The sequence below is a fragment of the Novosphingobium sp. 11B genome, assembly GCF_054589055.1.
The window spans coordinates 1-12189 of the sequence record NZ_BAAILP010000160.1; the positions used below are offsets into that span (position 1 = coordinate 1).

Consider the following 12189-nt stretch of genomic DNA (forward strand, 5'->3'; position numbering starts at 1 on the left):
AGTCACAGCAAAAATGTTGTTAGCACACCCGATTTTGCCGCCAAATCCACTCACCGCAAAATCAGATACTTATGGTCTCGCGTTCCCTGCGTGTTCCGCTAGCACTGTTCAACTTGGGTCTAATTGTTCAGGGGCTCGCCAAGTGACAGATTCCTACACACTGACGTACCCCCGCCTTGGGTCCCTCCCCCCGGGGGTAGAACGAAAAATGCCGGCACTGAGGCCGGCATTTTTGGGTAAGGTACAGATTTAGGCGTCAGTGCAGTACGGGCGCTTCGCGGGTGAAGGAACGACGCCGAGCCTTGCTCACAGCCGACATCATCGGCGGCGAAGGCTCGACAGAGCTGACAGCAACCTCAATGCCCTTGAGCTTGCGCACATGCTCCCGGGCGCTTGCGAGAGGAGGAAACACAGCCCAGCGTGCCATGTTGTCATTCACGGGGCGCTTCTCCACACGGCCGCCAAACCATTCGATAAAGGCGCGCTGGATCAGATCGAACGTGAGCTTGCGATCGTTCGGGTGGTGATTGGCGAGATAGTCCTTGATCGCCATACGGAGGTCGGTCAGCGAATACGCAACCTCACGCTGTTCGGACAGATAGATGCCGGCGCCATCCATCACTTCGCACTCATACAGCCCATCGCTGAGCAGATCGAACATGAAGCGATCGATACCATGAAGAGATTCGACCACCTGCCCCTGAAGCGCTGACGTGCGGGGCGCAGTGCGAAGCACAGTCCAGCCATTTTCCGGAACGAAGTTGAGCAGATCGAACAGCATCGCCTCAGCGCCGCCGCTGTTCATCTCGTCGGCCATACTCTGGAAATACTCCTTATCGCCCCGGAATTCGCTGCTGCAATCGAACATGGCGTACCGGCGCTCGTCACTCGTGGCGGGAATCACCCAAGGCTCATTTGAGATGAGCGCCAGCCGCATATAGTTGGGCTCCATCGTCGCATCGACGCCTTTGCGCTCAATGGACAATGCCGAGCTAGTGATGAGGTCCTTAAGGACCGATTCCTGCTGCTTACTGCCAGCCCAAAACGCTTCCTCCATCACAAGCAACAAAGTGCGCTGGAACTGGGCGTTAAACTTGCCAAGCACGCGACCTCCGTTGGCATCCCGGAAGAAATACGGCTCCATGAGCGGCTTCAGAAAGTCGAAAATGATCGACTTGCCCGTCCCCTTTTCACCACGAATCACCACAGCAACGCCGGGCTTTTCCTGCGGACGCTGGAAGATATGCGCGAGCCACGTCATCAGCCAAGTGAACAACTCTTCGTTATCCCGACAGATGACCTGCTTCAAATGGCGCTTCAAGCGACCCCATTCGCCCTTCCGAGGCTTACGAGACCAGTCCTTGAACAAGTTGTACGTCCGAGGGCGCGACTGGCCGGGGGCGAAGACTACGTGATCGTAAGTGCGCCGTGCTTCCCATCCGAGCCACATCTGTGCCATACGCGACTGCTTGGCCTTGCCATTGTGCTCGACAAGCACAACGCGATTTTCTTCGCGAGTGAGCATATCCCGACGAGTGAGGAAAATAGGCATCAGGTGGGGCTCGCGGGGCTCATACATGATGCGAACCGAACTACCCACGGTGACGACCGCATACATAGCGTTGAGCTCCTTGAGGTGCTTGACCTCGTCAGCGCTGCAGCCCGCGAATGCCTCGTCGTCATTGCCGATCAATTCCCCGCTTTCGCCGCCGCCGTTTTCAGCATCCTCGTCATCTTCGTCATCGTCTTCAAGTTCGATGAGATACTCCGGGTTGGTAAGGTCCGCTTCGTCGATAAGACCCTGAGAAATCAAACCATGCAGAAGATCGAGCCGATCCCGACCCATGCATGCATTGTGGGAACAGTGGAAACTGAAACCATTGCCACCTTCGTCGTGCATGTCTGAGGCATTGACGATGTACGTGCCAGTGCCGCCATAGCTCGAATGTTCATCCTCGAACGGACATCCAATGTGGATGCCCGGCTTTCCACCAGAACGAGCATCGCGCAACTGCTCATCGTCCAGCCGCTCGGAAAGCAGCGATTCGATTTCAAAGCGCGAGGCATTGCGAGCGGCCCAAGCTTTCATGCTCTTCCCGCTAGGGAAGGTCAGGGACGCGGCCTCTCCCTCACCTGCGGCAGCGAACACATTCGTTTCGCTATTGGCGATGCCGCGCTGACGGCGAAGCTTCGTCCGGGGATACCGATCGAGGTCAAGTGCAGCGCCTACAACGCGGATAGTTTCAAACTCGGTCAGATGCTTGGGATGACGGGGCATGTAGAACAGGCGAGCGGGATCGACGCAAGCCTTGTCGAACGTCAAGCCAAGCGCGGTGCAAAATCCAGCATACCGTTCCTTCCATTCGGCAATGCCATCGCTCTGCGTGCCGCCGCGCTTTGCAAACACGAACGGTTCGGACAACGGGAACACAACGCGGCACTTCGGGATAGGCGAATGGCCGACCGCGATCATTACGCCATCTTCGGTATGACGAAGCTCATCGATAATAGTGATTTCCTGAAGCAATTCAGGCCGCATCGCCTTCTGCTGCTGAAGATAGCTGCGCACTCCGTCCGGAGTCGGATCGCTCTCTCCAGACTCCTTCATATAGTGATCGCGCCCGATCAAGGTGGTGTTCTTCAGATGGCTGTGCGTCGTATAGATGACGGCTTCAAGGCCAGATGCCGCGATCGTTGCCGTCACTTCTTCGATCGGCGTCCCATCATCAATATCTACGCCAAGGACATAATTGGCGATCATCGCGCTCGCCTTGCGAGAGCCGCCTGCGGCCTCGCCCTGCAGGAAGCAACGACCATCCTTCTCGCCAACCGTATGCTGTTCCAACTGGCTAGCGAAAACCGCGAAACTGCCGGTCGTCGCCTTCCACTTTCCAGATGCGGTAGTCCGGCGCTGGCCAAAGGACAGCGTGATTTTATGGTCGCAAGCGGCACTGCTCACTTCAAGCGGTACGGGGTGACGGGTCAGAGAGGCCACGTCAGTGAGTGCTTCATAAGGGCAGAGGTGCCGGTTGCGGGGCTGGTTTTCGACCACCGTATCCAGAATATAGACCATGCCGTTTTCAAAGCTGGCGCTAGGCGCAGGGGCAGCGGCCATGTGATTGCCCCACATAGTGATGCCGATCGCGTTGCCCAGATCGTCCACCAGATCAACGACCGGCTGAGCGGCGCTCTCGGCAAACGCGGCCAACTCGGAAGGGTCATTTGACGTGATGGAAGTGCGGGCTTCTTCGTTGAGAACGGTGATGTCTCCGGGCAGTTCCGAAACGAGAAAATGGAAGATAGACGTCAAGGGGGGGCTTTCAATAAGCGCGCGCCATCGACGCGGGACGCCGATAACGTTCATGCGGTGATTTTGGGGGAATGCCTGCGGACGTGTCCGGCGGCGATAGTCTTAATGCACACCTCGGGGTTGATTGTCAAGGGAAAATGACGTACCCAGGAGACTCGCCGACGCAACGGATGCAGTAATCGATGTCGATGAAGGATGTTTGGATAGAGGAGCACGGCGATGCTGACTTCTCGACGCTGGGAAGTCGCCTCGCTTGGGCGCGGGATCAAACTGGCCTGAAGCAGCAGGAGCTTGGCGCAGCGATCGGCAAAACCCGTTCTGCAATCGCGCAGTACGAAAGTGGCGCCATCAATCCACCGCTGGACGTTATAATCGCTCTTTCAACCCGGCTTGGCCTAGATCCTCAGTTTCTTGCGTTCGGTGATGATACACGTGGAGCTAGTCATCACCCGATTGCCGGATTAGGAATCGATCGCGCAGCGGCCGGGCTGAGTTCCTCCACGATCGGATTACCGGCTGAAGCATTGGAAGAATGGGGGCTTCAAACCGCCCGGCTTGTCGTGCGCCGACTAGACGTTGAAGCTCCGCATTTCGGCATCAAGGCGGGCAGCTACCTCATCCTAAAGCCTGATGACTCAGCGCAAATTCAATCTGACGGCGATATATACGCCTTAAATTCTAGCGCCGGGCTCTGTTTGGTGAGGAGCATTCCAGTTTTGATCGGCATCGGACATGAAGTGTCGCAACTGATTGGGGGCTATGGCCAAACTTACGAAAGTCCAATTTCGCCCCAGACGGAAGGCAAACTCGTCTGCGTGATACAGCGACAATAGGCCACTTGCCTAGCTAGTGCATCAGTCTCCCAAAGATTGGCGAGAGGCCTTCTCGCCTGAGCACGGACAAAACCCTCCGCCTTCAGGGAAAATTGAACCGATCTTTTGCCTAGTAGGAACTCAGATAAGGAATTGTTTAATATGGATTAATTTAAACTCAGTCATAAGTTTCATGGGTTTTTTGATTTTAGAGAAAGGTTGGAAGAGAGGGTAGATTGGATGTTCGCAGTAGTGTGGCGAATGGTCTGCGAAAATAGGGAAAAGGCGAAAAGGCGCGGCCCCCTCGTCCGTCACTGTTCGAAGGCGTTCGCAGCGCACCACTCGTTCAGCGAAAATAACTCCTATTGACATTTAAACTGGACCGTGCCATAAGAGTGGCGTCCTATCTGAGGCGAACGCCGCATCACGCGGCCGATTGGCAACTCGATAGACCCTCCCAACACATGCTATTTATGGTGCCCCCATGTCTGTCCCCTATGTCGCGCCTATCGAAAACGGTTCCACCATTTCCCCGGTCGCCAATCGGCTGATCCGGTTGGATCAGGTGAGTGAGATTGTCGGCCTTGGTAAGACGCTCATTTACCGCCTTATCAGCGAAGGGCGCTTCCCCCGTCCTTTGAAGCTCGGTTTGAATGCGAGCCGGTGGAGCGAGATCGAAGTGCAGTCTTGGATTGCAGAGCAAGTGGCTGCCCGCCCGACTATCCAGTGACTGTCAGCTGCGCCGAAATAGCAATAAGCCATTTCAGCAAAATTATTCCTTGAACTCAATCGTCGCAATTCAGATAATGATTGGAATTATCCCATCATCCTTAGCGAATATTTTTTAGGACAGTTGCAATCAATACGTTAGCATCGGCCCGATCTCCAATTATTAGTCCGCGCTTTTGGGCATCTTTTTCTGACCCATATCCTACAGATTGCCCCATATATATTTTCGCAGAAAATTGACCCATTTTCTCGATAGCCGACGCGACCATATCAACGCTCGCAGGAGTTAAGATGCCAGTTGTGACGGCGACGACGATAATGGCTCCCTCCTTCTGCGCTGTCAGTATCTTGTGCCGTCCGAGGTCGGGATGCTCATTCACCCCCCAACCTGTTCCACTCAAAGCCATCACAACGCGACTGAAAACACTGTCATCGGTGACGATGGCAGGTTTATATTTCGGGGTTGCGGGAGCAGGGGGTGGCGCGGCAGCCACGGCAGGCGCCGGTTTGTGTTGACGGCTTGTCTTCAACGATGCGCCTTTGAGCTTTGCAAATACCTCCGCATCACTCGTCGCAATAAAGCCTCGGCCATCATCGAGGGTTGCAACAAAGGTCACTTCCTTCCGCTTTCCACCAAGTACTCCAGCGAGTAAACCAACAGGGCCAAGCAATAAAGCGCCACCAATACCGAAGCCAATCGCAGAACCCCATTTGCGAATGGATTCTTCGGTGGCAACCTGAACATCAATAAGTTTACTTACACTTATTGTTTCGGTCGCAAGGAACGTGCCTTCTTTTGGGAGGTTAAGGCTTCCCCAGAGATAACTTCCTTGCCCGCTGCGAAAATTGCCGCCGTGAACTTTTAACGCTGCCATGACCGCTCCTGAGTGATGGCTCTTAGTTTGCAATGGATAGTTTAACGCAATCTTTCATCGCTTTGAAATATAGAGGTTTAAATGCAGGCCGGGACGTTGACTGCCTGCGGCTCATCACGCGCGCTTTTCTATACGTTGGATGGCGGCGCGGCTCACTCCATACTGCTTTGCCAGCGTGCCAAGTGATGCGCCCGACGCGCGTTGAATGCGGACTTCCGCTTGCTGAGCGTCAGAAAGGCTGGATGGGCGCCCAAGTCGCTGCCCTGCCGCCTTGGCTCTAGATAGTCCCGCTTGCGTGCGCTCGATGAGCAAGTCGCGTTCAAACTCGGCGACGGCGTTAATAACGCCCATAGTCATCCTGCCCGCAGGGCTTGTTAGGTCCACGCCGCCCAAAGCTAAGCAGTGGACCTTGACGCCCTCTGATGCCAGCCGATCAACCGTTTGCCGAACGTCAATCGCGTTGCGGCCTAAGCGGTCTAGCTTGCTAACGATAAGCACGTCATCAGCCTCAAGCCGGTCCACCAGCTTGGCGAACCCCTTCCGCTCCATTGCAGCCACCGATCCAGAAACGGTTTCGGATACCACGCGCCTCGGTTCGATGGCGAAGCCAGCAGCCTCAATCTCTCGTAGCTGATTTTCTGTTGTCTGGTCGGCAGTGCTGACGCGGCAGTAGGCGAAGGTGCGGGCCATAACTCATCCTGTATCGATTCTCTGTATCGAAAATAAGGTAATATCGAAACCATGACGAGTCTAATTTTCGATACAGTCTCGATCGGTGTATCGAAACCGACCATTTTCGATATGCTGTGACATTGGGGGCTACTCTGAATGCGATGTTCGCCTCTATTGCGCCATCGCTTCGTCTCGCCGCGCGGCGTGCTGCTCGTTACGATCGAGGGTAAGAGCAGGATCATCCCCGCCCGCAGCAATGCGCAAGCCTGGCCCGAAAATACGCCGGGCGTTCCCGCCCGGAACGAAATTGTTCGCTCAAGCCGGCGGTTCGGCAGGTCGAATTGGAAACGATGGAGCGGCTATCACCAGCGCAGCCTGGTCGAAACAACAATGCGTTGCTTCAAGCTGCTGGGAGACCGCATCATGGCATCAGAATTCGATCGCCAGGTCCCCGAAATGCAAATCCGCGCCGCCATCCTCAACCGCTACACCGCGCTCGGAAGGCGTCAAACTCAGCTGGTCGCGTAACCGAGCCCTTTCAAAGGCACACCGCTACCAGGTGACCGATTTGCGCAACAAAGCCCATTCCTGGCCTCCTGCCCCGATACGCCGTGGTACTGGACTATCAAGCAATGCGCCTCATTTGTTGAAGATGGGTGCAGAATATCCAGTCGTGGAGCTACTCGATTTATTTTCATATGTGGCCTACCAATTTACTGTCCTGCCACTGGATCACGCGCATTGACAATCAGCCAGCCGCGGCGACTCGGCCGTCGACCGCATAAGGGGGAATTGAATGAGCATCGCTCTGCTGAGTAAGCCTGAAGCCGTTCAGGCAGCCATCTCAGAGTACGACGAACTTGGTCGCGCGGCTTTTCTCGACAAGTATGGGTTCCGCCCAGCTCGGTCATACTTTCTCGAACACGATGGCCGCTTGTATGATTCAAAGGCGATTGTCGGAGTGGCGGTTGGCAAAGAGCATCCGCGTCGGGGGGCATTACGCTCGGACGAATTCTCCGGAGGAGAAGCAACGGTTCGCGCCAAGCTCGAGAGCCTCGGATTCAAGCTGGTGATTCCTGACCGCGAAGTATCGCGCATATCATCGGCGGATGTCGAACTACTTCGGCAGGCCCGCCTATCGGGCCAGCTATATTCTGCCCTCTCATCCGACGAGAAGTCGGCATACGAGAGGATCCACGTAGCCCTAGGCCAACTTGGCCAAGGCGTTGCTGATAAGCTTGGGGCTGGCTACACGCTGAAACTCACCTCCAGCTATACGATCCAGAGCGGCGTGCGCGGTGCTCAGCCGAAGGATCTTTGGTTCGGCATATATCCAACCGAAAATTCCGATGCCTTTGTTGGCAATCCTCAGTTGTTCCTGATTGTGTCAGTCCGAGGGCTCGAATTCGGCTTTGCTGCGTCGACCCATCCCGGCGACTTCTCCAATACGGACATCAGGCAGAAAGTGCGCGCAGCCGCGCCGAAGATTTTCGCGCTTTTGCCCGAGCCTGGCGATAGCCAGGCCGATAGTTTGCAAGCCGCCCTTGCCGATCATGACTGGAAGTTTCGGAGGAAGGAGCGGCTCGATCCAAATCATTCGGAATTCCCGTCCCTCGCGGCCTGGTTAGCATTTATGCATTCTGAGAAGGGCAAACGTGAAGCCGGAGGCAATATCAGTCGCTACGTCGTCGGTGGTGACATCGATACCATTGCCCTCGAGACTGAGTTGCTTAACATGGTCGATGTCTTCCGTCCGCTCATGGAGCGGATGCGACCAGGTCGAACGCTCATGATGAGTCCACCTGCCGAACCTACCTCTAGGGTCGCTACGGCGTTGCACAGTGCTTTGGTCGAGTTCGAAAAGGTCCGCGGCGGCCCGTTCGGCCGCATGGAGCCTATGTGGTCCTTGCTGAGCGAGGTAATCCAATCTCTCGAGGCTCTAAAGCCGATCCAACTTCGGCCGCATATCGCGGTAAGTGCGAGCTTAGGTCAGGGCAACTGGGCTCGAGTCCCCTGGATCGCGCTCCTCAATCGCAATTTGACGACGACGACCGAAAAGGGTGTTTACTGCGTCTTTTTGATCTCGAAGGATTTGAGCCGCGTTTACCTGACCCTCAATCAGGGCGTGACGGAGGTTATCGACGAACTCGGCTCGCGGGAGGGCGCCGTAGCGCTAGTGGGGCGGGCACTAAGTTACCGCAGCCGTGTCGCAGAACTTGCGGAGCAGGGCTTTGTGCTTGAGAATACCATCGATTTGGCGACCGACGGGCGGCTACCCGGAAATTACAAGCAGGGCACTATTGCTTATGCTGAGCTGAGGGCAGATCGCCTGCCGACCGATGAGACACTCGAAGCTCTTCTCGAGCCTCTGCTAGCCGCCTACGATCGTCTGGCCACTGAAGATGCGGTTGAACACGTGCTTGAACCGATCGAGCCGCCCGTGAGCGAGGAGCAACTGTCGGTCTTCACCATCGACGATGCGATGGATGGTTTGTTTTTGGACCGCGACGAGTTTGAGCGGATCCTTTCGGCATGGCAGCTCAAAAAGAACCTGGTCCTCCAAGGTGCTCCGGGGGTTGGCAAATCGTTTGTTGCACGCCGCCTTGCATATGCTCTCCTCGCAGCCAAAGACCCGAAGCGGGTTGAGACCATCCAGTTCCACCAATCCTATAGCTACGAAGACTTTATCCAGGGGTTTCGCCCTGATGGATCGGGCGGTTTTGCTCGTCATGACGGGGTTTTTTATCGCTTTTGCCGCCAAGCGCTCAAACACCCTGAACGCGACTATGTCTTCATCATCGATGAAATCAATCGCGGCAATATTTCCAAGATTCTCGGCGAACTCATGCTGCTAATCGAGCATGATAAACGGGATCCTGAGTGGGGCGTTAAGCTTGCCTATTCTGAGGAAGGTGAACCCCGCTTTCACATTCCAGAGAACCTCTACATCATCGGCATGATGAACACCGCGGACCGGTCGCTTTCAGTGGTAGACTATGCCCTGCGGCGACGATTTGCCTTCGTCACGCTTGATCCGCAGTTCAATACACCCGGCTTCAGAACCCATCTCGCAGCGCGAAGCATACCCTCCATAATCGTAGAGCAGGTCGTGCAGCGAATGGGCGCCCTTAACGAGGCCATTTTGGCGGACCATGCGAGCCTTGGTCGTGGCTATCAGATTGGGCACTCTTTTTTCGTGCCGCCAAAGGCGTTTGGTGAGCCCGAAACTTGGTTTCATCGGGTAATCGAGACCGAGATACGCCCGCTGCTTGAAGAATACTGGTTTGACGATCCCGCTCGCGCCGAGCACTGGTGCGCCATTCTTCGAGATGGCGCGGCGTGACCATCCCGATCCGCAACCTCTACTTTATTTTCTGCTACGCGTGGGCGCGTTTCCCACCGGGCGACGCGGCCAAAGTCGGGGCCGACACTTGCCCTGATTTGCTGAATCTGTTCGCGAGACTGCTGATCGACGGCATGCACCGCCTGCTCCGCCGTGGCCTCGAGCGAGGGTATGTAAGGAAAATCGAGGATACCCGCTCACCGCGGGGACGGCTTTTGCTGGACGAAATGGTCAAGCGGCAGACCCTGCTTCGAGGGGAAGCCGTTTGCCAGTTCGACGATCTGCGCACCGATGTGCTCAACAACCAAATTCTCAAAGCCACGGCACGGCTGCTCGCCCGATCGCCGTCGTTGCTCGCAGACTATCGACATCAGCTAAACGTCCTGATCCGCTCCCTGGAAACCATTTCGGACGTGCGGCTGTCCGGAGACTTGTTCAGCCGAACCCAGCTCACGCGCAACAACCGCGACTACCGGCTGCTGCTGCGTCTGTGCGAGTTCGTGTTTCGCTCGCAGCTTCCTGATCAATCAGGCGAGAGCGCTCGCTTCGCCGACATCCTGATGGATGAGCTCAGGATGTCCGCTGTCTTCGAGGAGTTCTTGCGCAACTTCTACGCGCACGAACAGGACGCCTTTGCGGTCAAACGCGATGTGATGGCGTGGGACGCCCACGCGCTGACCGACGGCGGTCTGGCCCTGATGCCGGGGATGGAGACCGACATCACCCTGCATGCTCCGGACCGGTGTATCGTCGTCGATGCCAAGTTCTACAAAGAGCCCCTGGCGGGTCGCCCCGGTTTCCCGAAGAAATTGCGATCAGCGCACCTCTACCAGCTCTACACCTACCTTGCTCATGCGCGCCTCAGGTACCCTGGGCGGCAGATCGATGGAGCCTTAATCTATCCGTCGACCGGTCCGAAGCTCCAGGCGGACTATGCCATCGCGAACCACCGCGTGCGGATCCGAGCCGTGCGGCTAGATCAGGAATGGCCACAGATCCATCAAGACCTCCTAGACGTGCTGTCCAATTCCTTTGCGGATCCTAACGCCCCCCAGCCGCATATGCGGGCGGAGGCGTGAATTAGGCCCGCGAAGGACGAAAAGCTCAATAATGGTCGTCATGCAGTGTGCCGATTCTAAGTTGGCCAACGCTTGGTGCACGCGCACGCGCGACGCGCGGCCGGTTCTGCTTGTCGCTCATCCCGAACAGGCGGCAGACGATGGCTTTGTAAATGTTCGCCCAGACGACTGTTCCGATCAGGGCTGCAGTTGGCGCGAACTTGTGCTGCGCTGAAACGCGCATAGCGCGTGCAAGGCGTGCTCACCTGCGTCGCGGTAGGTCTCGAAGACCAGGAAATCTAAGGCATCGACGGTTATCGGTTACGGCTGCCCTTCCGGTTGCGGCTGGTTCGGGGGAAAACGTCGCTCGTTTTCCGCGATCTTGGCGAATGCGGCTGAGAGGGGATCGATGCCGAGCTCGCCCGACAGCAGCACGAGATAGATTAGCACGTCGGCGATCTCGCTCGCCGCCCTGGCGGCAAAGGCCTCGTTGGCACTCGCGTGCTCGATCTCCGCATCGGATTTCCACTGGAACAGTTCAAGCAGCTCGGCGCTCTCGATCGACACGGAAAGGGCAAGATCCTTGGGCTTGTGGAACCTTTTCCAGTCGCGACGGTCGCGAAAATCGGCAAGGCGCTCCTGCAGCTCTGCGATCGTCATTCCCGATGTCATCCCGCCACCTGCGCCGTATCCTGCGTGAAGCCCTCCCTTCAGCCATGTCGCGCCCTGTGGCAAGTCCGACGGGCAGTTAAGCGCAGCGGCGCCGCCCTTCGCGGACCTCGAGTCCATGAATCAGATGAACAGGTAGGTACAATCCAATGCGTAGTGCTCGAGTCATCACCCGACCAGCAGGTCATTTTCACTACGTCAGTAGAGCTAAGTCCGGGATCGTTTCTATTTAATATGCGCGAGCATCACGCGCGTGATGATAAGATCAAACCATCCTCTGATGACATGCTCCCACCAAGGCATTCAACACGTCTGGTGAGTGCAACGCACTCGGAACCATTGACATTTTAAAACAGAGGTGAAAGATTTTTCCTCCGAATTAGGGGGTTATATGCAAGTTTCGGAAGCGCTTGGTCTTCAGAAGACGCAGCCTGAACTAGACTTTGTCGATATAGAATTGTCTACCGATACGCCCCTATTCCTTGATCCATCTGCGCTTTACGACGGAAAAAGCTCATTCGCAGAAGCCTGCTCGAAGGACTTGGAAGAGTTTTTTGCAGCCGTTCTGCATGCAGCGATGACTGGGAACGATAAGCTTGGCCCAACTTGAACAGTGCTTTCGGAAAAGGCATTTTTATTCAATGATATGCGCGCGCCGACGCAGGTGTTACCACTACATTTTCGGGATCGGTTGAGCTTGCAAAAGCTCAGGTTTCCGGCG

10 protein-coding genes and 1 pseudogene are annotated in these 12189 nt (G+C 56.1%); 6 read left to right on the forward strand and 5 right to left on the reverse strand.

Annotated elements, in window-relative coordinates:
• Positions 1 to 256: 256 nt before the first annotated feature.
• Positions 257 to 3364: a primase-helicase family protein gene (locus tag ACYPYD_RS14825; RefSeq protein ID WP_459663909.1), complete on the reverse strand. Its 3108-nt coding sequence runs from the start codon at positions 3362 to 3364 to the stop codon at positions 257 to 259.
• 128 nt (positions 3365 to 3492) lie between these two features.
• Here ACYPYD_RS14825 and ACYPYD_RS14830 point away from each other — a divergent pair, with 128 nt between their 5' ends.
• The gene (locus ACYPYD_RS14830; protein ID WP_459663911.1) at positions 3493 to 4143 is read left to right on the forward strand and encodes a helix-turn-helix domain-containing protein; all 651 of its coding nucleotides are present in this window, start codon (positions 3493 to 3495) and stop codon (positions 4141 to 4143) included.
• Between the two features lie 463 nt (positions 4144 to 4606).
• Positions 4607 to 4852: a helix-turn-helix transcriptional regulator gene (locus ACYPYD_RS14835; RefSeq protein WP_459663913.1), complete on the forward strand. Its 246-nt coding sequence runs from the start codon at positions 4607 to 4609 to the stop codon at positions 4850 to 4852.
• A 100-nt stretch (positions 4853 to 4952) separates the two neighbouring features.
• Here ACYPYD_RS14835 and ACYPYD_RS14840 read toward each other — a convergent pair whose 3' ends face one another.
• A complete protein-coding gene (locus tag ACYPYD_RS14840) occupies positions 4953 to 5726 on the reverse strand; it encodes a hypothetical protein (protein WP_459663915.1) in 774 nt (257 codons plus the stop codon).
• Positions 5727 to 5840: 114 nt separating this feature from the next.
• On the reverse strand, positions 5841 to 6416 hold the full coding sequence (locus ACYPYD_RS14845; protein ID WP_459663918.1) for a recombinase family protein: 576 nt from the start codon (positions 6414 to 6416) through the stop codon (positions 5841 to 5843).
• A gap of 219 nt (positions 6417 to 6635) precedes the next feature.
• On the opposite strand from ACYPYD_RS14845, the pseudogene ACYPYD_RS14850 reads away from it, so the two are divergent.
• The 3 genes and pseudogenes from ACYPYD_RS14850 to ACYPYD_RS14860 form a co-directional block, all read left to right on the forward strand.
• Positions 6636 to 6926: pseudogene (locus ACYPYD_RS14850) on the forward strand (IS5/IS1182 family transposase); the annotation flags it as partial.
• 268 nt (positions 6927 to 7194) lie between these two features.
• Positions 7195 to 9741 (forward strand): MrcB family domain-containing protein, encoded by a 2547-nt coding sequence (locus ACYPYD_RS14855; protein ID WP_459663920.1) that lies wholly within the window; start codon positions 7195 to 7197, stop codon positions 9739 to 9741.
• A complete protein-coding gene (locus tag ACYPYD_RS14860; RefSeq protein ID WP_459663922.1) occupies positions 9738 to 10820 on the forward strand; it encodes a 5-methylcytosine restriction system specificity protein McrC in 1083 nt (360 codons plus the stop codon). Before ACYPYD_RS14855 ends, ACYPYD_RS14860 begins: the two co-directional genes overlap by 4 nt.
• A gap of 25 nt (positions 10821 to 10845) precedes the next feature.
• Here ACYPYD_RS14860 and ACYPYD_RS14865 read toward each other — a convergent pair whose 3' ends face one another.
• The gene (locus tag ACYPYD_RS14865; RefSeq protein WP_459663924.1) at positions 10846 to 11043 is read right to left on the reverse strand and encodes a hypothetical protein; all 198 of its coding nucleotides are present in this window, start codon (positions 11041 to 11043) and stop codon (positions 10846 to 10848) included.
• 77 nt (positions 11044 to 11120) lie between these two features.
• Positions 11121 to 11459: a nucleotide pyrophosphohydrolase gene (locus tag ACYPYD_RS14870; protein ID WP_459663926.1), complete on the reverse strand. Its 339-nt coding sequence runs from the start codon at positions 11457 to 11459 to the stop codon at positions 11121 to 11123.
• Positions 11460 to 11826: 367 nt separating this feature from the next.
• Between ACYPYD_RS14870 and ACYPYD_RS14875 the strand changes: the two genes are divergently transcribed.
• On the forward strand, positions 11827 to 12078 hold the full coding sequence (locus ACYPYD_RS14875) for a hypothetical protein (RefSeq protein WP_459663928.1): 252 nt from the start codon (positions 11827 to 11829) through the stop codon (positions 12076 to 12078).
• Positions 12079 to 12189 lie beyond the last annotated feature (111 nt).

Bases quoted from the DNA above. Each gene is read 5' to 3' on its own strand.
- ACYPYD_RS14825 (WP_459663909.1), bottom strand. From the start codon at position 3,364: ATGAACGTTATCGGCGTCCCGCGTCGATGGCGCGCGCTTATTGAAAGC.
- ACYPYD_RS14830 (WP_459663911.1), top strand. From the start codon at position 3,493: ATGTCGATGAAGGATGTTTGGATAGAGGAGCACGGCGATGCTGACTTC.
- ACYPYD_RS14835 (WP_459663913.1), top strand. From the start codon at position 4,607: ATGTCTGTCCCCTATGTCGCGCCTATCGAAAACGGTTCCACCATTTCC.
- ACYPYD_RS14840 (WP_459663915.1), bottom strand. From the start codon at position 5,726: ATGGCAGCGTTAAAAGTTCACGGCGGCAATTTTCGCAGCGGGCAAGGA.
- ACYPYD_RS14845 (WP_459663918.1), bottom strand. From the start codon at position 6,416: ATGGCCCGCACCTTCGCCTACTGCCGCGTCAGCACTGCCGACCAGACA.
- ACYPYD_RS14855 (WP_459663920.1), top strand. From the start codon at position 7,195: ATGAGCATCGCTCTGCTGAGTAAGCCTGAAGCCGTTCAGGCAGCCATC.
- ACYPYD_RS14865 (WP_459663924.1), bottom strand. From the start codon at position 11,043: ATGCGCGTTTCAGCGCAGCACAAGTTCGCGCCAACTGCAGCCCTGATC.
- ACYPYD_RS14870 (WP_459663926.1), bottom strand. From the start codon at position 11,459: ATGACGATCGCAGAGCTGCAGGAGCGCCTTGCCGATTTTCGCGACCGT.